The organism is Bradyrhizobium neotropicale, from assembly GCF_001641695.1.
GTDB lineage: Bacteria > Pseudomonadota > Alphaproteobacteria > Rhizobiales > Xanthobacteraceae > Bradyrhizobium > Bradyrhizobium neotropicale.
In genome coordinates this window covers 41,285-60,954 of record NZ_LSEF01000085.1, presented here as the reverse complement: position 1 = coordinate 60,954, position 19,670 = coordinate 41,285, and the positions used below count along the sequence as shown (strand labels likewise).

General features: G+C 64.4%; 19 protein-coding genes, 2 tRNA genes and 1 pseudogene. 7 read left to right on the top strand and 15 right to left on the bottom strand.

Annotated features, from left to right (window positions below; genetic code table 11):
- Nucleotides 1-6 precede the first annotated feature (6 nt).
- From AXW67_RS26800 to AXW67_RS26785, 5 genes and pseudogenes are all read left to right on the top strand, one after another.
- Nucleotides 7-1,263, top strand: coding sequence for a cytochrome c (locus AXW67_RS26800; RefSeq protein ID WP_063680320.1), 1,257 nt, complete (start codon nucleotides 7-9; stop codon nucleotides 1,261-1,263).
- 7 nt (nucleotides 1,264-1,270) lie between these two features.
- Nucleotides 1,271-1,447, top strand: a complete 177-nt coding sequence (locus AXW67_RS43310) for a hypothetical protein (RefSeq protein ID WP_201723722.1) — start codon at nucleotides 1,271-1,273, stop codon at nucleotides 1,445-1,447.
- Nucleotides 1,444-2,010 (top strand): cupredoxin domain-containing protein, encoded by a 567-nt coding sequence (locus tag AXW67_RS26795; protein WP_063680319.1) that lies wholly within the window; start codon nucleotides 1,444-1,446, stop codon nucleotides 2,008-2,010. The genes AXW67_RS43310 and AXW67_RS26795 overlap by 4 nt, the downstream gene beginning before the upstream one ends.
- Nucleotides 1,997-3,558: pseudogene (locus AXW67_RS26790) on the top strand (cbb3-type cytochrome c oxidase subunit I). Before AXW67_RS26795 ends, AXW67_RS26790 begins: the two are co-directional and overlap by 14 nt.
- Nucleotides 3,558-4,373, top strand: a complete 816-nt coding sequence (locus AXW67_RS26785; protein ID WP_063680318.1) for a c-type cytochrome — start codon at nucleotides 3,558-3,560, stop codon at nucleotides 4,371-4,373. Before AXW67_RS26790 ends, AXW67_RS26785 begins: the two are co-directional and overlap by 1 nt.
- Here the strand turns inward: AXW67_RS26785 and AXW67_RS26780 are convergent, their stop codons facing one another.
- Together AXW67_RS26780 and lipA are read right to left on the bottom strand one after the other, a co-directional pair.
- Complete coding sequence (locus tag AXW67_RS26780; protein ID WP_063680317.1) at nucleotides 4,374-4,844, bottom strand: type II toxin-antitoxin system RatA family toxin; 471 nt, start codon at nucleotides 4,842-4,844, stop codon at nucleotides 4,374-4,376. It lies immediately after the preceding gene.
- Between the two features lie 6 nt (nucleotides 4,845-4,850).
- Nucleotides 4,851-5,807, bottom strand: a complete 957-nt coding sequence (gene lipA / locus AXW67_RS26775) for a lipoyl synthase (protein WP_063680316.1) — start codon at nucleotides 5,805-5,807, stop codon at nucleotides 4,851-4,853.
- 130 nt (nucleotides 5,808-5,937) lie between these two features.
- On the opposite strand from lipA, the gene AXW67_RS26770 reads away from it, so the two are divergent.
- Nucleotides 5,938-6,552, top strand: coding sequence for a DNA-3-methyladenine glycosylase (locus tag AXW67_RS26770; protein WP_063680315.1), 615 nt, complete (start codon nucleotides 5,938-5,940; stop codon nucleotides 6,550-6,552).
- Between the two features lie 49 nt (nucleotides 6,553-6,601).
- Here the strand turns inward: AXW67_RS26770 and AXW67_RS26765 are convergent, their stop codons facing one another.
- From AXW67_RS26765 to AXW67_RS26715, 11 genes are all read right to left on the bottom strand, one after another.
- Nucleotides 6,602-9,484 (bottom strand): valine--tRNA ligase, encoded by a 2,883-nt coding sequence (locus AXW67_RS26765; protein ID WP_063680314.1) that lies wholly within the window; start codon nucleotides 9,482-9,484, stop codon nucleotides 6,602-6,604.
- A 129-nt stretch (nucleotides 9,485-9,613) separates the two neighbouring features.
- Entirely contained in the window at nucleotides 9,614-10,378 is a 765-nt protein-coding gene (locus AXW67_RS26760) for a PopZ family protein (RefSeq protein ID WP_063680313.1), read from the bottom strand.
- 298 nt (nucleotides 10,379-10,676) lie between these two features.
- Nucleotides 10,677-12,083, bottom strand: a complete 1,407-nt coding sequence (locus tag AXW67_RS26755; RefSeq protein WP_063680312.1) for a TolC family outer membrane protein — start codon at nucleotides 12,081-12,083, stop codon at nucleotides 10,677-10,679.
- A 205-nt stretch (nucleotides 12,084-12,288) separates the two neighbouring features.
- Nucleotides 12,289-12,951, bottom strand: a complete 663-nt coding sequence (locus tag AXW67_RS26750; protein ID WP_063680311.1) for a protein-L-isoaspartate O-methyltransferase family protein — start codon at nucleotides 12,949-12,951, stop codon at nucleotides 12,289-12,291.
- A gap of 147 nt (nucleotides 12,952-13,098) precedes the next feature.
- Complete coding sequence (locus AXW67_RS26745) at nucleotides 13,099-13,278, bottom strand: hypothetical protein (RefSeq protein ID WP_027555659.1); 180 nt, start codon at nucleotides 13,276-13,278, stop codon at nucleotides 13,099-13,101.
- A 221-nt stretch (nucleotides 13,279-13,499) separates the two neighbouring features.
- A tRNA-Asn gene (locus tag AXW67_RS26740) sits at nucleotides 13,500-13,574 on the bottom strand.
- Between the two features lie 141 nt (nucleotides 13,575-13,715).
- Entirely contained in the window at nucleotides 13,716-14,084 is a 369-nt protein-coding gene (locus AXW67_RS26735) for a hypothetical protein (RefSeq protein WP_063680310.1), read from the bottom strand.
- A gap of 150 nt (nucleotides 14,085-14,234) precedes the next feature.
- Nucleotides 14,235-15,938, bottom strand: a complete 1,704-nt coding sequence (locus AXW67_RS26730; RefSeq protein ID WP_063680309.1) for a flotillin family protein — start codon at nucleotides 15,936-15,938, stop codon at nucleotides 14,235-14,237.
- A gap of 11 nt (nucleotides 15,939-15,949) precedes the next feature.
- Nucleotides 15,950-16,618 carry an OB-fold-containig protein gene (locus AXW67_RS26725; protein ID WP_063680308.1) on the bottom strand — a complete coding sequence of 223 codons (669 nt, stop codon included), beginning with the start codon at nucleotides 16,616-16,618 and terminating at the stop codon, nucleotides 15,950-15,952.
- A gap of 10 nt (nucleotides 16,619-16,628) precedes the next feature.
- Nucleotides 16,629-17,792, bottom strand: coding sequence for a PspA/IM30 family protein (locus tag AXW67_RS26720; protein WP_063680307.1), 1,164 nt, complete (start codon nucleotides 17,790-17,792; stop codon nucleotides 16,629-16,631).
- A gap of 651 nt (nucleotides 17,793-18,443) precedes the next feature.
- Nucleotides 18,444-18,707, bottom strand: coding sequence for a hypothetical protein (locus tag AXW67_RS26715; protein WP_027555179.1), 264 nt, complete (start codon nucleotides 18,705-18,707; stop codon nucleotides 18,444-18,446).
- Between the two features lie 258 nt (nucleotides 18,708-18,965).
- Here AXW67_RS26715 and AXW67_RS26710 point away from each other — a divergent pair, with 258 nt between their 5' ends.
- Entirely contained in the window at nucleotides 18,966-19,172 is a 207-nt protein-coding gene (locus AXW67_RS26710; protein ID WP_027555180.1) for a hypothetical protein, read from the top strand.
- Nucleotides 19,173-19,212: 40 nt separating this feature from the next.
- Here AXW67_RS26710 and AXW67_RS43305 read toward each other — a convergent pair whose 3' ends face one another.
- Together AXW67_RS43305 and AXW67_RS26705 are read right to left on the bottom strand one after the other, a co-directional pair.
- Complete coding sequence (locus AXW67_RS43305; protein WP_198024812.1) at nucleotides 19,213-19,365, bottom strand: hypothetical protein; 153 nt, start codon at nucleotides 19,363-19,365, stop codon at nucleotides 19,213-19,215.
- A gap of 175 nt (nucleotides 19,366-19,540) precedes the next feature.
- Nucleotides 19,541-19,614: transfer RNA gene (locus AXW67_RS26705), tRNA-Cys, on the bottom strand.
- Between the last annotated feature and the right edge of the window lie 56 nt (nucleotides 19,615-19,670).

Sequence of the window (19,670 nt, the reverse complement as noted above, 5' to 3'; positions counted from 1 at the left end):
ACGAGGATGCCATCGCGCTCACCAATCCTGGTACTGTTGCTGTGGTCGCTGTTTGCCGGCTCGGCCGCCGAGGCGCAGCAGAAGGCCGGCCCGACCAGCGACAACATCGTCGCGCGCGGCGAGTATCTGGCGCGCGCCGGCGACTGCATCGCCTGCCACACCGCGCCTGAGGGCCGCACTTTCGCCGGCGGACGCGCCATGCCGACGCCTTTCGGCACGCTGTACTCGTCCAACATCACGCCGGATCGGGAGACCGGAATCGGCAAATGGACCGCCGAGGACTTCTACAAGGCGATGCACACCGGCCGCTTCCCGGATGGTGGGTTGATGTATCCGGCGATGCCGTTTGCTTCGTACACAAAGGTCACGCGGGCCGACAGCGAGGCGATCTTCGCGTATTTGAAGTCGATCCCGCCCGTGAATCAGAGAAACCGGGAGCACGACCTCCGCTTCCCCTATTCCAACCGCCAGCTCATCCTTGGCTGGCGCACGCTGTACTTCAACGAGGGCGAGTTCAAGCCGGACCCCACCAAGTCGGCCGAGTGGAATCGCGGCGCTTATCTGGTGGAAGGCCTCGGCCATTGCGGCATGTGCCATTCGCCGATCAACGCCCTCGGTGGCACCGCGCAATCCGATGCCTTCAAGGGCGGGCTGATCCCGATGCAGAACTGGTACGCACCTTCCCTGACCTCCAACCGCGAGGCGGGTCTCGGCGACTGGAGCATCCAGGACATCTCCGATCTGCTCCAGACCGGCGTCTCGCAGCGCGGCGTGGTCTACGGCCCGATGGCCGAGGTCGTACACAACAGCCTGCAATATCTCAGCGACGAGGATACGAGGGCGATGGCGGTCTACCTGAAGGGGATCTCCGAGCCTTCGCCTCCGCCGCCGGCGAGCTCGGTGCTGCCGACGACCGAAAGCAGCCTGCTGATCAGCCTCGGCAAGACGGTCTACGACAAGAACTGCGCGAGCTGTCATGGTGCCCAGGGCGAAGGCAAGCCACCGCACTGGCCGCCGCTTGCCAACAACCAGTCGATCGAGATGCAGTCGGCGGTCAATCCGATCCGCATGGTGCTCAACGGCGGCTATCCGCCGGGCACCAAGGGCAATCCGATGCCCTACGGCATGCCGCCTTTCGCAGGGCTCCTCTCGGACAACGAGGTCGCCGCCGTCGTCTCCTATATCCGCACCGCCTGGGGCAATCGCGGCACCCCGGTTTCGGCGCGCGACGCCAACGAGCTGCGCTCTGCACCGCTGAACTGAGGCCGCCATGATCAATTCCGATCCGCCGACCAGCCCAGCCGCCGCCGACCAGGCCGTCGAGGAAATCGTCGCGCAAGGCCCGTCCGGCGCAATTGCGCTCGCGGGGATCGCCACGGCTTGCGTCGTCGCGATCTGGCTGGCGTTCTATCTCTTCGTCTTCCTGCCGCGCGGGGCGCTGCAATGAGCGTGCAGGAGGACGGCCATCACGGCGCCGAGATCGCGGCGCGCACCGAGCGGCGCTGGGCCACGATATCCGTGATCATCATCGTGGGGATGGCGCTGCTGGCGGCGTTTGCCGGAATTCATCGTGCGACCATGCCGCAGCCGCGCGTCGAGACGACCGATCCTTCACGAATACATCTGTCCGGCGAGTTCATCGAGAGCAATCTCGGCAGCGTGCTCGAGACCAATGGCGCGGTGACTGTACGCGCGATCGGCCAGCAATATTCCTTCACGCCGGCCTGCATCGTGGTGCCTGCGGAGACGCCGATCACGCTGCGCGCCACCAGCGCCGACGTGGTGCACGGCATCCTGATCCAGGGCACCAACATCAACACCATGCTGGTGCCGGGCTACGTCTCCGAGCAGCTCATGCGTTTCGAGAAGACCGGGGACTATCTGATGCCCTGCCAGGAGTTTTGCAGCTTCGGCCACGAGGGCATGTGGGGCAAGGTCCGCGTGATCGACAAAACGAAGTTCGCGGAGCTTGCGAAGAGCGGTGGGAGGGTGAGCTGTGTTGGCCAATAGAAAGCTCATCCTCGCTCATTTCTGGCTGGCTTTTGCCGTGTTCGGCGTCGCGCTCACGCTCGGCGCCTGGCAGATGTTCATCCGCAGTCCGATCGGCACCTGGCTCTCCAATCCCGAGCTCTACTACCGCTCGCTGACTGCGCATGGCACGGTCATGGGCTACGTCTTCCCGACCCTGGTTGCGATGGGATTCGGCTATGCGATCAGCGAGTCCGCGCTGGAGCAGCGCCTGGTCGGCGTGCGCTGGGCGTGGGCCGGCTTCTGGCTGATCGTCGCAGGCAGCGTCATGGCGGTGATCCCGATCGCGCTGGGGCGCGCCTCGGTGCTCTACACCTTCTATCCGCCGCTGATCGGCAACGTCTTCTATTACATCGGCGTCGTGCTCGTCGTGGTCGGCTCCTGGATCTGGGTCGCGCTGATGTCGATCAATCTGCGCGTCTGGAGAAAGGCGCATCCCGGAGCAGCGGTGCCGCTGGCGATGTTCGCCAATGTTGCGGGCTCCTATTTGTGGGCCTGGACCGCGCTCGGTGCGGCGCTCGAGCTGTTGTTGCAGATCATCCCGGTCGCGGCGGGGCTGAAGGCCACGATCGATGCCGGACTTGCCCGGGTGTTCTTCTCCTGGACGCTGCACGCCATCGTCTATTTCTGGCTGATGCCGACCTACATCGCCTATTACACCATCGTGCCGCGCGCGATCGGCGGCCGGGTCTACTCCGACACCATGGCGCGGATCTCCTTCATCCTGTTCCTGGTGGTGGCAATGCCGATCGGCATGCACCACACCTTCGCCGACCCGCAGGTCGGCGCCGGCTTCAAGTTCATCCATTCGGCCTTCACGGCGCTGGTCGCGCTGCCGACGCTTCTGACGGTGTTCACGATCTGCGCCTCCGTCGAGATCGCGGCGCGCCTGCGCGGGGGGCGCGGTATGTTCGGCTGGATCCGGGCGCTGCCCTGGGACAATCCGATGATGCTTGCGCTCGCCTTCTCGTTCGTCATGCTCGGCTTCGGTGGTGCCGGCGGCCTTATCAACATGAGCTATCAGCTCGATGCATCGATCCACAATTCGCGATCGCCTATGATCTGTGGCCGCATCTCACCGGCCGCGAGCTCGTCGATCTCCGCCTGATGCGCACTCAGCTCTGGCTGTGGTTCGTCGGCATGATCGTCACCACCTTCCCGTGGCACTGGGTCGGCATTCTGGGCATGCCGCGCCGCATGGCCTATTTCGATTTCGGCGATCCCGCGATCGCGCCGCAGGCGCTCTCGGTCACCTTCTCCGCGATCGGCGGCTTCATCCTGCTGACCTCCGGCATCCTGTTCCTGGTCATCCTGGCGCGCGGCATGCGATCGCCCGCGGCCGAGACCGGCGCCTATCGCTTCAGCCTCGCGGTGCATCAGCCGGCGACCGTTCCGCTTGCGCTCAACACGCATGCGCTGTGGGTGGCGTTGATGATCGCGCTCACCATCACCAACTACGGCTACCCGATCCTCACCCTGGCAATGACCGAGGGCACGTCGGTGCCGGCCGTCTATGTGGGAGCGCAGTGATGAGTGCGCGCGACCTTTTCACGCTCAGCAACTGGCACTTCAAGTCGAGCGTCGGTATCACCGCTGCAATCTTCATCGTGACGGTGATTGTCGGCTTCATCGTATTGCCCTTCGCGCAGCCCTGGGTTCAATTCGCCAATGTCTGGGATGCGATCTGCAGCGCTGCCGGGGTGCCGCAACGCTCAGCAGGCGTCGCTGCGCAGGCGCAGGACAAGCGTCTGTCGGAGGTTGTGCTGACCTCGCACACGCTGTCGCGTCCGAACCAGGAGGCGATCGGCCGCGGCGCCACGCTGGCGCAGCGCTGCGCGATCTGCCACGGCCCGACCGGCATCAGCCGGGCGGATTCGCCCAACCTCGCCGGCCAGTACGCCGCCGTGATCTACAAGGAGCTGCACGATTTCCGCTCCGGCGCGCGCACCAATGCCGTGATGTCGCCCTTCGCGGTCAACCTGACGGACCGGGAAATCGCCGATCTCGCAGTCTATTACGCCTATCTGCCGCGGCTGCCGGCGTACCATCCGACGCCGCAGCTTCCCAAGCCCAACATCGTCATCTACGGCGCGCCGATGCGCGGCATTGCACCTTGCGGCTCCTGCCACGGCAGTCTCGACAACAAGACCGGCAGTCCCTGGCTCGAGGGCCAATCCGAGGCCTACATGAAGGCACAGCTCCAGGCGTTTGCCACAAGCGAACGGCGCAACGACATCAGCCAGCAGATGCGCAACATCGCGCGCGCGATGACGCCGCAGGAGATCGAGGAGGCCGCGGCCTATTATGCCTCGCAGCCGCCGGATATCGTGAAAGCCGTTGATTGATCAGGACGATGCGAGCTTCGGCCGCCCGTAGATCGCATCGGCCCGCTTTTCGAAGGCCGCGGAAAAGCGCGCGAATGCGGCGTCGAACATCGAGCCCATCAGTATCGCCAGCATGCGGCTCCTGAACTCGTAGGACAGGAAAAAGCCGACGTCGCAGACCCCCTCGCCCTTCGGCTCGAACGTCCAGCGATTTTCCAGATTGCTGAACGGCCCCTGCAGATATTCGACGAGAATTTTCAAATTGGCACGATCGAGCGTCACGCGGCTGGTGAAGGATTCCTTGACCAGCTTGAACGACACCGTCATGTCGGCGACCAGCACCTCGGTCCCGTCGGGCTTGGCCAATCGCTGACGCACCTTCAGCGCGCTGCACAACGGCACGAATTCCGGGTAGCGCTCGACATCGGCGACCAGATCAAACATCTCGGACGCACTGTGGTTGACGCGGTGCTTGCTCGAAACTCGATGCATTGGACGTCAGCGAGCCGTTGCGGCCCGCGCTGCCTTCAGTCTTGCAAAATCCTCGCCGGCATGATGCGACGAACGGGTGAGCGGGCTCGCCGACACCATCAGGAAGCCTTTGGTGTAGGCGACCTTTTCGTATGACGAAAACTCGTCCGGCGGCACGTAGCGCATCACCGCATGATGCTTGCGCGTCGGCTGGAGATATTGCCCGATGGTCAGGAAGTCGACGTCGGCCGAGCGCAGGTCGTCCATCACCTGCTGCACCTCGTGGCGTTCCTCGCCGAGGCCCACCATGATCCCGGACTTGGTGAAAATGCTCGGATCGATCTCCTTGACCCGCTGCAACAGCCGGATCGAATGGAAGTAGCGCGCGCCGGGCCGCACTGTGAGATAGCGCGACGGCACGGTTTCGAGATTGTGGTTGAAGACGTCCGGCTTGGCCGCCACGACAACCTCGAGGGCGCCGTCCTTGCGCAGGAAGTCGGGCGTCAGGATCTCGATCGTGGTCGAGGGACAGGCCGTGCGGATCGCGCGGATGGTCCGGGCAAAGTGCTCGGCGCCCCCGTCAGCAAGGTCGTCGCGGTCGACGGAGGTGATGACGACGTGGGCGAGCCCCAGCTTGGCCACGGCCTCGGCGACGTTCTGCGGCTCTGCAGCGTCCAGGGCGTTGGGCAGGCCGGTCTTGACGTTGCAGAAGGCGCAGGCGCGGGTGCAGGTGTCACCCATGATCATGAAGGTCGCGTGCTTTTTGTCCCAGCACTCGCCGATATTCGGGCAGCCCGCCTCCTCGCACACCGTGTGCAGGCCGTTCGCCCGCACGATGTTGCGGGTGTCGGCATAGCCGCGGGTGTTGGGCGCCCGCACGCGGATCCAGTCCGGCTTCGGCGGCGACGCTGAATCGGGCCGATTCACCTTTTCCGGGTGGCGCGGGCGCAACGGGTTCGTGATGGTATCGACAATAACGACCATGGGGTGTCCGGTCTGTTCAGGTCCTACCTAGTCGGTATCGCATGGCATCGCAACCCGGCTCGCACCTCTTCAGGGAACATGGCAGATATGGGGAATATCCTGCTCTGTTCTCAGACGATTCTCACTTCGAATGGCTCCAAGAAAACTACGAAGTTCGAACGCCTCCGCGCCGCGCCTCGGCAAGCCGCTGAAGCGTGCCTTTTTCGGGCGCAGCGTCCACGAGGTCGCCCCCGACCTGATCGGCGCGACCATGCTGGTTGGCGGCGTCGGCGGGACCATTGTCGAAGTTGAGGCCTATCATCATACCGACCCGGCGGCGCACTCCTATCGCGGGCCGACGCAGCGGAACCGGGTCATGTTCGGCCCGCCCGGCTTTGCCTATGTCTATCGCTCTTACGGAATCCACTGGTGCGTGAACTTCGTCTGCGAGGAGGAAGGCTCGGCCAGCGCGGTCCTGATCCGCGCGTTGGCGCCGACGCATGGCATCGGCGCGATGCGCCGGCGACGTCATCTTGTCGACGTGCACGCGCTTTGCTCGGGGCCGGGCAAGCTGACGGAGGCGCTCGGCATCACGATCGACCACAACGCTTTGCCGCTCGACCGGCCGCCGATCGCGCTGCATGCGCGGACAGCAGATGTTGAGGTCGCGACCGGCATCCGCATCGGCATTACCAAGGCGGTCGAGCTGCCCTGGCGCTACGGCGTCAAGGGATCGAAGTTTCTGAGCAAGCCGTTTCCCAAGTGAGCGTCATTACGGGTTCGATGCTGCGCATCGCCCCGGAATGACCGGAGCCTCACGAGACCTGCTTCAAGCGTTCCTGCGCCTCGAGCAGCTTCGCCTTGCGCGCCAGCGCGGCCTCGCGCTTTTCGCGCTCCTCCTCGACGACCTCTTCCGCCGCGTTGGCAACGAATTTCTCGTTCGCCAGCTTGGACTCGGCGCGCTTGATGTCGGCGTCAGCCTTGGCGATCTCCTTGTCGAGACGCACGCGCTCGGCAGCGAGATCGATCACGCCCTTCAGCGGCAGGGCGGCGACCTCGCCACGCACCAGGATCTGGACCGCACCATCGGGCGCGCGATCGGCGAAGGAGATGTCCGAGAGCCGCGCCATACGCTTGATGACGTCGGTCCAGCGCGGCGCGCGCTCCTTCGTCCCCGCGGAGGCGCCAGCAAGTATCAGTGCCGTCAGCGTGGCCGGCGGGATGTTCATCTCGGCGCGCACCGAGCGGATCTGCGTGACGAGATCGATCACCCAGCCGATCTCGGCTTCGGCCGCAGGATCGGTGAAGTCGGCATGATCGAACATGGGCATGATAAGTGCCGGCGAGATCAGCGGATCGGTCGGCCCGGCCGCCGCGGCGAGCATCGCAAGCTGCTCCGGCGTCGGTTCGGCCGGTTTCAGCGGCCATGGCGCCAGCGCGAGCAGGCTCTCACGGCTGGCCGTCACCTCCCACAGCTCCTCGGTGATGAAGGGCATGAAGGGATGCAGCAGCTTCAGGATCTCGTCGCGCGCCCAGGCGACCATGGCGCGGGTCTCGGCCTTTGCCGGTCCATCGGGACCGAGCAACACGGGCTTTGCGAGTTCGACATACCAGTCGCAATAGACGTTCCAGACGAAACGGTAGATCGCGCCTGCCGCGTCGTTGAAGCGATAGGCCTCGATGGCTTCGGTCACTTCGCGCGTGGTGTGCGCGGTCTCATGCGCGATCCAGCGGCTCAACGTCTCCTTCTCCTTCGCCTTCGCCGGCTCAAAACCCTCGGGGACCACGCACTGGTTCATCTCGGCGAAGCGGCAGGCGTTCCAGAGCTTGGTCGCGAAGTTGCGGTAGCCCTCGACGCGGCTGGTCGCGAGCTTGATGTCGCGCCCCTGCGCCGCCATCGCGGCCAGCGTGAAGCGCAGCGCGTCCGCGCCGTATTCGTCGATCAGGTGCAGTGGGTCGATGACGTTGCCCTTCGACTTCGACATCTTGGCGCCCTTTTCGTCGCGGACGAGGGCGTGGATGTAGATCGTCGAGAACGGCACCTCCTTCATGAAGTGCAAGCCCATCATCATCATCCGGGCGACCCAGAAGAAGATGATGTCGAAGCCGGTCACCAGCGCGTTGGTCGGGTAGTAGCGCTTCACCTCGGGGGCATCTTCGGGCCAGCCGAGCGTCGAGAACGGCCACAGCGCAGAGGAGAACCAGGTGTCGAGCACGTCCTCGTCGCGCGTGATGAAGCCCTCACGCTTGTTGCGGTCGAGCGCCATCTCGCGGCCCTGCTCCGGCGTGATCACCTCCTGCTCGACGTAATAGCCGAGCGCGTGGCTGACGGCCTCCTCCTCTGTCTCGGCGACGAAGACCTTGCCGTCTGGTCCGTACCAGGCCGGAATCTGGTGACCCCACCAGAGCTGGCGCGAGATACACCAGGGCTGGATGTTCTCCATCCACTCGAAATAGGTCTTTTCCCAGTTCTTCGGCACGAACGCCGTTTCGCCCGAACGCACCGCCGCGATCGCGGGCCTCGCGAGCGTCTTCGCATCGACGTACCACTGATCGGTCAGATAGGGCTCGATCACGGTGCCGGAGCGATCACCATGCGGCACCGTGTGGGTGTGCGGCTCGATGCGCTCGATGAAGCCGAACGTCTCCAGCCGCTCGACGATGCGCTTGCGCGCGGCGAACCGTTCGACCTTGTTGAACTCCTCGGCGAATTGCGAGGCGCCTTCCGGCAGGTCGCGCAGATAGTCCTCGTTGTCGAGGAGATCGAGGCAGCCTTCCTTGTCGAGCACGCTGATCTGGCGCAGCCCGTGGCGCTTGCCGACCTCGAAGTCGTTGAAGTCGTGCGCCGGCGTCACCTTCACCGCGCCGGAACCCTTCTCCGGATCGGAATATTCGTCGGCGACGATCTGAACCTTGCGGCCGACCAGCGGCAGGATGACGTGCTTGCCGACCAGCTTCTGATAGCGCTCGTCCTCCGGATGCACAGCGACGCCGGTGTCGCCGAGCATGGTCTCGGGACGCGTGGTGGCGACGACGATGAAGCTCGAGGGATCATCCGGACTGAAGGTCTTGCCCTCGATCGGATAGCGCAGATACCAGAGGCTGCCCTTGACCTCGACCTGCTGCACTTCGAGATCGGAGATCGCGGTGAGCAGCTTGGTGTCCCAGTTCACCAGCCGCTTGTCCTTGTAGATCAGGCCATCGCGGTGCAGCTCGACGAACACCTTGATGACGGCCTGCGACAGGCCCTCGTCCATGGTGAAGCGCTCGCGCGACCAGTCGCAGGAGGCGCCGAGCCGCTTGAGCTGGTTGATGATGGTGTCGCCGCTCTCGGCCTTCCACTCCCAGACCCGCTCCAGGAATTTCTCGCGTCCCATCTCGCGGCGGCCGGGCTCCTGGCGCTCCATCAACTGCCGCTCGACAACCATCTGGGTTGCGATTCCGGCATGGTCGGTGCCGGGCTGCCAGAGCACGTCGCGGCCGCGCATCCGCTCGAAGCGGCACAGGATGTCCTGCAGCGTGTTGTTGAGGGCGTGGCCCATGTGCAGCGATCCCGTCACGTTCGGCGGCGGGATCACAATGGTAAAGGGCGCGGCATCGCGGCGGTCGGGACGGCCGGCCTTGAACGCAAGGCTGTCCTCCCACACGACGGACATGCGGGCTTCGATATCGGCAGGCTGGTAGTTTTTCTCGATCATGGGGCTGCTAGAAAGCCGCGCGCGGGGTTCAAGTCAACGGAAAGCTCAGCGGCAAAAGGGCTTTCCGGCCCGCCGGACAGACCAGATAGGACACGGAAGCAGGGCTTTATCGGGGCCAGGCGGCCCGGCTTACCGGCCGCCGCGTGAGACCCTCTCGATTTCGGCCTTCACGATGCGTTCGACAAGGCCCGGCAGGTTGTCGTCGAGCCAGGACTTCAGCATCGGCCGCAGCATTTCCTTGACCAGATCCTCCAGCGTTCGTGCGTTGCTGGAGAGAACCGTGTGAGCCAGGGAATTGAAGGCGGATTCGACCGCGGAGACCGTCGATTGTGCCAGGATCGGCTGCTGTGGCGGCAACGGCGGCGCGTCGAAATCCACCGGCGCATATGACGGCGGTGGCGTCGAGGGCCGCGATGGGGCCGCTTCGGCGAACTCGAGATCGTCGCGCGGCTCGACCTTGCGGAAGCTCGGCGGCGGCGGAGGCGGTGTCGGCTCCATCGCCATCTCGTCGGTCAGTTCGAGCACATCGGGTTCGGGTTCAGGCTCAGGCTCGGGTTCCGGGGCCCGCACCTCGGGTGCGGGTGTCGCCTCGTCCAGCCCCGCCAGCAATGCGTCGATATCGTCCTGGCTGTTCGGCGCCGCAGGCGCTGGCGCCGGTGCGGGCTTCGCTGCGGCGGGCGCCGGGGCCGGCTTTTCCGCGGCAGGCTTTGCCGGCGTGATCTTGGACGGCGGGATGTCGTTCATCGCCTGCGGTTTCGGCGCGGGCGCGGCAGCCTTCTCGGGTTTGGCAGCGTCTGCCGGCGGCGGCTTGGCCTCGTCGTCGGCAATGATGCGCCGGATCGAGGCCAGAATCTCCTCCATCGAGGGTTCTGTGACCTTTGCAGGCTGCGTCATCTCCGACTCCACATCATCAACGCCCTCGCATGCGTTGTTTTACACCAAGCACGACAGGATTGGCCGGTTCCGCGACGGGCAGTCCGACATTTTCGTCGCGACGGCCAGACTTGTCCCCAATTCACGGCTCGACGTGCGGCGCGCCCCTGCCCCAGGCACCAAACGTTACGCAAACGACATCGCATGCGAGCCGAATCGGCCCGCTGCTTCCTTGAAAGGCTATGTCAGGGATTTTGATGATTGCAAGCAAACCGCCGATTGGCCTCGCCTTTTTGCGAGGCCAATCTCATTGCGGCAATCAGCGTCCGTCAGGCGTGCGCACGCCGGCCCAGCTGTCGCGGACCTGATGGTAGTGGACACTGGGATCATAGGTCGTCGTGGAGAGACCGAGCACCTGCGGCGACAGACGGCCGACCGAGCTCAGCACCGAGTAGGACGCAACCACGCGATCATGCTGCGCGGTCACCAGCGCGACGCGCGCATTGACCAGCGCCTGCTGCGCGTTGAGCACGTCGAGGGTGGTACGCTGTCCGGCCTTGGCTTCCTCGCGGACACCGTTCAGCGCGATCTCGGAGGCCGTGACCTGCGCCTGCGCCGAGGCGACCTGCGCCTTGCCGGCCTGCAACTGTCCCCATGACTGCACGACGTTGGCGCGGGTCTGGTCGCGGGTCGTTTCGAGATTGAGACGCTGCTGCGCCAGGTTTTCCTTGGACTGACGGATCAGCGCATATTCAGCACCGCCCTGATAGATCGGTGCGGAGACCTGCGCGACCGCCGAGGCACCGAACGAGCGGAAGATCGTCATGGTCTGCTCGTAGGACTGCGTCGCCGCGACCTGGAAATTGATCGTGGGCAGCAACGCGCCTTCGTTGATCTTGACCTGGAGATAGTTGACGTCGATGCCGTACATGGCGGCGGTGACGTTGGGGTTCTCGACCAGACTGAGGCTCACGGAGGAGGCCAGCGTTCCCGGCAGGAAGCGATCGACCGGGGAACCCGGCGCCAGGTTTTCCGGCTCGTTGCCGATGATGCGGCGGAAGTTGGCGCGGGTCGTGACCAGGTTCGATTCGGCCTGCAGCGCCTGCGTCTTGCCGGCGGCGAGTTGCGCCTCGGATTGCGCAACGTCGGTGCGGGTCACCTCACCGACGTTGAAGCGGTCGCGCGTCTGCTTGAGCGTCTGCTCGAGCACGCGCACGTTGCTGCGCTGGACTTCCAGCGTCGCCGAATCGCGCAGGTAATCCATGTAAGTGGTGGCGGCCGAGAGCAGAACGCTCTGCTCCATCACGCGCAACGCCTCTCGGGAACCCGAGACCTGGCTCTCGGCGGCGCGCGTCCTGTTCGCGGTCTGGTTGCCGTTATACAGGTTCTGCGTCACCGTCACGCCGGCGCTGCGTGGCGCGTTCACGCCGTGGTTTTCGGTCCTGACGATCTGGGTCGGCGAGCCCCCGGAGGTAATGTTCGTATCCGTGTATTGAACGCCGACGCTGGCCGTCAGCGCGACCTTGGGCCGATAGCCCGACAGCGCCTGCGGCACGTTTTCGTCGGTCGAGCGCACCTGGGCGCGCTGCGCGTTGAGCTGCGGGTTGTTCTGATAGGCGCGCACCAGCGCAGCCTCGATCGTGTCCGCCAAGGCAGGCGTCGGCCCCGCGATCGCCGCCAGCAGGACCGAAACCGCAGCTCCGGTGAAGAGCTTCACCCCATGCATCCCTTAAATTCCGTTTCATCTCACGCCAGGTTCGTGCCCGCGAACCTGGTTACCGTATCCGAGTGGAGTCGTTGCCCCGTCGCAACATAGGACGGGGTTGAGCGCGACGGAACTACCCGGAAGTAGTTCTCAGCGGAAACTCTTCACCTGCAGCTTCCCGGCCACACTTCTGATTCAGAACGGTATTTTAACGGGGTATCGGCCGTCAGAAGACGAAGGCGGCGGTCCGTTCCAGCCCGGGGAGGACCGGTGCAGAGGCGTCGAACAGGGCCCGATGGCCGAATTCGCCGTGGGAATGGGTCACAATCATGGCCCGGGGCGGCTTCGATTCGGCGGAGACCCCAACCAGGCGCCCGCCCTCCTTGAGCTGGCCGAGCAGCCCTTCCGGCGTCACCTCGGCGGCCCCATTGAGAACGATGACGTCATAGGGGGCTGCGGCCGGGTCCCCTTCGGTGCAGGGCGCAGCCTTGCAGCTGACGTTGGCGAGCCCGAGGCTGGCGATGGCGTCCTTGGCCTTCGTGGCCAGCGCCGAATCGCATTCCGTGGCGGTAACCTCACCCGCAAGCTTGCCGACCAGCGCGGCGAGATATCCACTCGCGCACCCGACGACGAGCACCTTGTCGGCCGCGCCGATCTCGGCGGCCTGAAGCAGCTTGCCGGTCAGAGCCGGCTTGATCAGGTACCGCTTGGCAGCGCCCTCGCTCACGTCGAGATCGAGGTCGAGATAGGCCAATGCCTGCCGGCTGGCGGGCACAAACGCCTCACGGGGAACCGTGAGCATGGCGTCGAGAATGCGGCGATCGGTGACGTCATTGGTGCGCACCTGGCCATCGACCATTTTTTGGCGCGCGGTCGAAAAACCGGACATTTGCGGACCCTGAAATGCGGACAATGCCGCGGACGAAAGTTGGCGGCATCTTTGGAACAAGCTCCGCGAAAACGCAACACGGGCGTTGGCAGGGAACAGCCGGGACAGCATCCCGGTCCCCGTGACCGCAAAGCGATCGAAACAGGTCTATTCGATCGCGACTGCGAGCCGGCCGATCAGCGCGGCGACCTCGTCGAGTCGCGCAGAGTCGGGCGCTTCGACGGCACGCGCGAGCCGCGCCAGGCATTCATCGTCACTGAGCTCGGGAATGTCCGCAGGAAGAATCGAGGGGGCCAAGCGCGAATAGTCGACCTGGATGTCTCGCATTGGAATCAGCTCCTCTGGGGTCCAGCCCCGGGAAGCTCGGTTTGAATTGAGTCGATTTGGCGCCGGCCTCATGGCGCGACAGCGCTGTTCCACACAACTGCTTGATGCCTGGTTGCGATTCTGCATCGAGGCAGGGGATGGCGGCACCTGTTAGCTTACCGCAACGACATCGCACGACGCCAGAAGAGGCAATCGCAATCTATTGAAAATGCAGCGGAATTTGGCTCCCCGGGCTGGATTCGAACCAGCGACCATCCGATTAACAGTCGGATGCTCTACCGCTGAGCTACCGAGGAAAAGGGCGAACCGACGTTCGCGCGCGGCTGCGTATAACAAAGCCGCTTGCGCTTGCAAAGGACGAATTCGTCATCTTCCGCAAACGCCTGAGGAAGGGCCTTCGGGGGCGTCAAGCCCCTCCTCCCGGCATCGAAGGCGAACTACTCCGCGATGAAGGACGTGGTCTTGGTACCGGGGTCGTAGCGCAACCTCAGCACGTTGAACTTGCAGAGGTTGACGTTCTTCCACAGCACCGACTCGTCATAGTTCTGCCAGTCGACGCGGATGTTCCAGACGCAGCCCTCGTCATCCTCGTCGAACTCGACATAGGTGCTCGCCTGGTTGTGCAAGACCTTGTCGAGTTCGTTGTCCCATTCGTCCAGGCCGTCATCGGGCGCGTTGAAACCTAGAAACTTGATGGCATAGCCGGTCTCGTTGACCACGGAGACGTTGCGGGCGTCGGCCGCAAAGGATGGCGCTGCAGCAATCGAAAGACCGATGGCAATCAGTCCAGACAGAAAATACTTCATGTGAAATCCCTGATCGAAGGAACATCCGTTCGGAGGGCGATCGAAAGCTTCAACACGCGATCGACCTTGCACTCGGACAGCCGTGCGCGAGGCGAGACGCGCACGGCCTGTTCTTATCGATCAGCATTCACCGCAGCAATGAACGGGCATTCATAGATCTGCGGCGTTTGTTTTCTCCGGCGCAGGGACTGCGGCGGGCGTGACCGCCGCGCCGTTGCTCTTGCCGGTGACGGCACCAACCAGCGCCTTCACCGGGTCCTCACCGGGTGCAAAGCCGCTCTGGCGCAGGATCTCGTCGATCATGGGACGCAGCGCGTGGACCTTCAAAAGCTCGCCGGCGAGCCCTTCGCCGAAGCCGGCATTGCCTGCGCCGTTGCCGCTACCGCCGAACGCGCCACCGGTGTGAAGGATGCGGACGTCCTTCAGATTGCCGATCGGCCGCACCATCTCGGCGAGCGCCGACGGCATCGTCTCGATCCGCTTCTTGGCGAGCTCGAAATCGATGACGTTGTTGCCGAGCTTGTTCTGCGCCTCGTTCTTCAGCGTGATCACGGCGGCCTCGGCCTCACCGATGTTCCTGACACCGACTGCCTTGATCTTGTTGGACTCGGCCTCCGCCGTCGCCAGCGTCTTGGTGGCCTCGGCGCGATCGAGCGCCGCCCTCTTCTCGGCCTCCGCCGCGACGATCAGCTCGGTCGATTTGCGCTCGGCTTCGGTGCGCGCGGCCAGCACCTGGGTGAGACGGGCGCGATCGGCGACCTCGACGGCGCGCGCGGTGACGACCTTTTCCTCCGCGGAGACGGCGAGTGCCTCGGCCGCCTTGGCTTCGGCCACTGCTTCCGACGTCTGCTTGCTCTTGCTGGCGATCTGGATCTCGTTCTCCTGCGTGGCGATCTGAATCTCGCGCTGGGCGTCGGTCTTGCGCTTGTTGATGGCGAGATCCGACTCGATGACGGCGGTTTCCTTGACCTGCTTGGCACCGGCCTCCTTCTCGGCGACCGCCCGGTCGGTGTCGATGCGGGCGTTCTCCTCGGTCAGGCGCGCCGTCTGGGTCGCGGTCGCCACCTCGGCACGGGTGCTCGCGGTCTTGTTGGCGATGTCGCGCTCCTGCGACAGCTCGGCCTCCTTCTTGGTCCGCTCGATCCCCAGGGTCTGCTGCCGCGCCTCGAGGTCCTTCTGCGCGATCGCCACCTCGTTGTCGCGCACGATAGCGTTACGGTCGCGCCGGCGGGTTTCGGTAATGGTCTTGAGCTGGGTGAGACCCTCTGCGTCGAAGAAATTTTCGGGGTTGAAGAACTTGACGTCGGTCTGGTCGAGTTTCGTCAATGACACCGACTCCAGCTCGAGGCCGTTCGACTTCACGTCGGACTCGACGGTCGACTGCACGTGCTTGACGAAGTCCGAGCGCTTCTCCTGGAGCTCCAGGATGGTCATGGTCGCGGCGACCGAGCGCAGGCCGTCGACGAATTTGGCTTCGACCTGGCTGCGCAGCGCCTCCGCATCGTTGGTCAGCGCGCCCAGCGTCTGGCTGGCGAGCGCGATGCTCTCTTCGTCGGGGCGAACGCGGACGTAGAACTCGGCGACGATGTCGACGCGAAGCCGGTCCTTGGTGATCAGGGATTCCCGCTCCTTGCGCTCGACCGTGAGCCGCAGGGTCTTCAGGTTGACGCTGGCATAAGAGTGGAAGATCGGCAGGATCATGGCGCCGCCATCGAGCACGACCTTCTTGCCGCCGAGGCCGGTACGCACGAACGCCTCGTCGCGCGTGGAGCGCTTGTAGAGGACCGTGAAAACGATCCCCAGGACGACGATCAGCGCGACGCCGATCATGGCCGGGACTGCAATGTCGAACATGACTTTCTCCGCTAATGGGCTTGCTGGCTTAGAGGGGGCTTGGAGGGTTTGAGTTCATCGTCGGCCTTCACCGCCACGAAACGGGTGTCGACGCGATCGACCAGGAGAACCATGGTTCCCTGCGGCAGAGGCGACGACGAAGGCGCCGCCACCGCCCAGACGAAGTGCCTGTTGCCGTGGACGTCGGCGACGCTGACGCGGCCGGGCGGGCCCTGGTCCAGGGGTCCGATGACGACCTCGCCGACACGGCCGACGAGATCGCCGAGACCGACGGCGTAGCTCTCATCCTTGGGAATGACCCGAGCGATGGCCCCGCTCGCGGCGCGGACCAGCGGAATAGACACGACGACGGCCCCGATCGAGGCGACCATGGCTGGCAACGGACCGGCGACCATCCGCGCAACGTCCTGGATGAGGAAGCCGGTGATCGAGAAGGCGCCGAGCAGCAGCAGCAGGAAGATCAGCAGCGGCACACCGCCGACATTGATCCAGGAAATTGCGTTGATCACGCCGCTGTCGCTGGGGTGGCCGAAATCCACGGTGCCGCCGAGCATCTCACTCAAGGAGACGCCGATCAGCATCGAGACGATCTCGATGGAGCCGACGATGACGATCATGGCCGCAGCGATCGCGAACGGCCTGACCTCCGGCGCCATCACGTGTTCGAGCAGAACACTCATGACACGGCACTCAGGAGCGCGATTTCAGCCGCGCGAGCCTCGCCGCAATTTCCTTGTCGCGATGCAACGCACTGAGCTCATCGATGTCGCTCGAATACGGGATGCTAGGTGGCACGCCGGTGGCGCGCGCCACCGCCCTGCCGGCCCGCATTGCCTTCGCCGCCGCCGAGGCGCCGCCCTGCTTCCGCGGCGAGGTGGAGGCCTGATGGCTTGCGGCCGCTTCGCTCTTCTCCAGATCGGCGCGGCGCTGCTCAGCATCCTGAAGTGCCGACAGAACGGCGCGGAGCGAGGTGACGCATTGCTCGATCTTCTCATTGTTCTCGTCGATGGCGCGCGACAGCACCTCGAACTGCGCCTCCAGATCCATCTGACGTGCGATGCCGGCGCGCGCGAGTTCGTCGCGCCCGTCCTCGACCGCGCCCTGGATCTTGGCGGCGAGATCGGTCATCTCGCGCTCGATCTCGGTTCGCCTGGCGTTGAGGCGATATTCCTCGGCGCGGGCGGAGGCGAGCGCATCGCGCGCCTCGCTCTCGGCCCGCTCGATCTCGCGGATCGCCTGGCCAACGACTTTGAGCTTGTTCTTGCCTTCCGCCTGCTCGATCGCGTCGTAGGCGATCCCGGCGATCAGGCGCCCGACCCGGGACAGGAAGTTGTCGGGGGCGGCAGCGATGGTATCCATGGCGTTCTCCTCCTCTGGCAGACTGTTCGGCGTGACGCCGTAGTGAACTTCAAAACCGTCGTCGGTGCGGATGAGGTGCGCGGGCACGCTCTGCCCCCAGCCCTCGGCGTAGCCGGCGTAATCGAAGGCCACGCTGAAGCGGCCCTGCACGGTCGAGATCGAAATGGTGGCCGGCCCCTTGATCTTGGCGAGCTTGTCGTCGAGCGGCAGGCGTCGGACTTGCGCGGCGCGATAGTCGGCGCGGTCGCGCAGGCCCAGCGTCACAAGGCGCGATGGCAGCGCGGTCTGTTTCCGGATCGGCTCGTAGGCGTGGGCATGAAGCAGGACGACGTTGGACCCCACATTGTGGGTCCGGGCGACCTCCTCCAGGATCTCCATCATCCGGTCATAAGCCTCGAACGTCGCCTCCAGCGCGGCCCTGGCGGCCGGCTCGGGGGCGAGCCTGTAGCGCAGCGCGGACGGAGCATTTCGGGGCGGCGGGCTCATGGAAAGCACTAAAGCACCATTTTGGTGCTTTACAAGGGGGAAGGTCGATCACGTTCCACTGATCCTCATGTACTCTGGTGGTTAGTCGCTGCCGGTGGTCGCGTCGTTCAAGGCCGGCAGCTCACCGATAGATCATCGCCGATCAAGACTTCTTGCACGCGACGGTTGCAATTTTCATCAAAACGGTGCGTAGCCGCACTGCTTGGAGAATGCGCGGCATCCGAGGCACCGCACAGGAGTTGCGAGGCTCCACTCTCTCCAAGCTGTCATTGCGAGGAACTCTTGCAACGAAGCAATCCAGAGTCGTTCCGCGGATGCATTTCTGGATTGCTTCGCTCCGCTCGCAATGACGGAGTAAGCCGCATTGCCGCGCTCACCAACGCGCATCCGAAATCGCGGACGTATAGATCGCATTCTCGGGGGCCTGTTTCGCCCGAGAGGCGCGACTGACCGTCACATTAATCCACTGCTACAAAATCAACTGATATTCGAAGGAGTCGCGATCGCGCGCAGTACCGGCCGACATGATTTCGAATCTTTACAGATTTGCGTCAGACCTTCTTCGCTCAACAGCCTATCCGCAGCATATCCACAGCATCGATCCGGCGGATTTGCGCAAGCAGCCAAACCACTTGCTGCGCACAAATCCACAGGTCGTCTCTATCCACCAGCCTGATCGAACACCGAGCGGCAAGCTTCGCTCAAGTTCGCCCGGTTGCGCCTGAGGCAGGCGGTGATGGCGCGGACATTGGGGATCTCGCCGGCGCAAAGACGATAGACGTCCGGCGTGCAGGCCCGGCGCTGCTCCGGCGTTCCCTGCTGCGCCTGGGCGGCGGACGCGAACAAGGTGAGAAACAGCCCGATCGTGGAAGCCCGACGCGCCCGGCTCCTTACACCTGCAAACCGCAAGAACCTCGCCTTCATGACAAGTCTCCCGTCTGCCCTGCCCGCCCCCAGCCCGCACTGGCCGGTGTCGTGGAAAGCTTGCGGGAAATAAACCTGCGGGGATGTGATCTCTTTCACACTCGTCGCCTGCGGCCCCGCCCTAGGCTCGCGCAGGATTTTCAGGAATCGCTAACCAATCGGGCCTCGATCGCCGGATCGTTAAAATGCGAACGGTCGGCTCAATCGGGAAACAAACCGGCTTTGCGACATTGCGCCATCCGCGTTCCGGAGGGTGTGATGAGCGAAGCCGAATTCAATTTGCTGCTGGATGTCGTCCGGGACGCCATGGTGCTTGAAGATTTGGCGCCCGTGCCGGAGGAGGAATTCGTGCCCCGCTCGTGGACCTACGACGCAACGCCCAAGGAAGCTCCCAAGGCCGCCAATGACAATGAGGGGGCCTGGCCCCTCCTGCCGTTTCCGGACGGCTGGTACGCGGCCTGCTGAATGGCGGCGCGCCTGCTCAAACGACGCGGCGCGACAGCCATCAATTCTTGATTCCCGGCGGCTCCTCGCCTTCCTGCGGCGCGCGATCGGGGACGGCCGGCGGGAAGATGCTGTCGTAGATCGCGCGAGCCTCGCGAATGAGGCGGGCTCGCTCCAGCTCGGATTTCGAGACAAATCGGACGACGTCGCCCACGTGCTCTCCAGCGCTCGTTGGTCGGGGATGCATCACGGCGTGATGCGAACTCCATGCCAGCGCGCCTGAATCGCCGGTTCCGGCAAGCCCGGTGGCAGCCACGGAAGCAGCTATGCGCGGGTTCGGCGGAACCCGTCGCGAATTCGAATTGTCGTTGAGGATCAGAAGCTTGTGATGGAGGCCACGACCAGAATTGAACTGGTGTACACGGTTTTGCAGACCGTTGCGTAACCACTCCGCCACGTGGCCCCGTAAGGGCGGACCAATATAGAGGATCGGGGATTTAGGCAACCCCGACCGGCCGC

Coding starts and splice junctions, on each gene's coding strand:
- AXW67_RS26800 (WP_063680320.1), top strand. CDS start 7: ATGCCATCGCGCTCACCAATCCTGGTACTGTTGCTGTGGTCGCTGTTT.
- AXW67_RS43310 (WP_201723722.1), top strand. CDS start 1,271: ATGATCAATTCCGATCCGCCGACCAGCCCAGCCGCCGCCGACCAGGCC.
- AXW67_RS26795 (WP_063680319.1), top strand. CDS start 1,444: ATGAGCGTGCAGGAGGACGGCCATCACGGCGCCGAGATCGCGGCGCGC.
- AXW67_RS26785 (WP_063680318.1), top strand. CDS start 3,558: ATGAGTGCGCGCGACCTTTTCACGCTCAGCAACTGGCACTTCAAGTCG.
- AXW67_RS26780 (WP_063680317.1), bottom strand. CDS start 4,844: ATGCATCGAGTTTCGAGCAAGCACCGCGTCAACCACAGTGCGTCCGAG.
- lipA (WP_063680316.1), bottom strand. CDS start 5,807: ATGGTCGTTATTGTCGATACCATCACGAACCCGTTGCGCCCGCGCCAC.
- AXW67_RS26770 (WP_063680315.1), top strand. CDS start 5,938: ATGGCTCCAAGAAAACTACGAAGTTCGAACGCCTCCGCGCCGCGCCTC.
- AXW67_RS26765 (WP_063680314.1), bottom strand. CDS start 9,484: ATGATCGAGAAAAACTACCAGCCTGCCGATATCGAAGCCCGCATGTCC.
- AXW67_RS26760 (WP_063680313.1), bottom strand. CDS start 10,378: ATGACGCAGCCTGCAAAGGTCACAGAACCCTCGATGGAGGAGATTCTG.
- AXW67_RS26755 (WP_063680312.1), bottom strand. CDS start 12,083: ATGCATGGGGTGAAGCTCTTCACCGGAGCTGCGGTTTCGGTCCTGCTG.
- AXW67_RS26750 (WP_063680311.1), bottom strand. CDS start 12,951: ATGTCCGGTTTTTCGACCGCGCGCCAAAAAATGGTCGATGGCCAGGTG.
- AXW67_RS26745 (WP_027555659.1), bottom strand. CDS start 13,278: ATGCGAGACATCCAGGTCGACTATTCGCGCTTGGCCCCCTCGATTCTT.
- AXW67_RS26735 (WP_063680310.1), bottom strand. CDS start 14,084: ATGAAGTATTTTCTGTCTGGACTGATTGCCATCGGTCTTTCGATTGCT.
- AXW67_RS26730 (WP_063680309.1), bottom strand. CDS start 15,938: ATGTTCGACATTGCAGTCCCGGCCATGATCGGCGTCGCGCTGATCGTC.
- AXW67_RS26725 (WP_063680308.1), bottom strand. CDS start 16,618: ATGAGTGTTCTGCTCGAACACGTGATGGCGCCGGAGGTCAGGCCGTTC.
- AXW67_RS26715 (WP_027555179.1), bottom strand. CDS start 18,707: ATGAAGGCGAGGTTCTTGCGGTTTGCAGGTGTAAGGAGCCGGGCGCGT.
- AXW67_RS26710 (WP_027555180.1), top strand. CDS start 18,966: ATGAGCGAAGCCGAATTCAATTTGCTGCTGGATGTCGTCCGGGACGCC.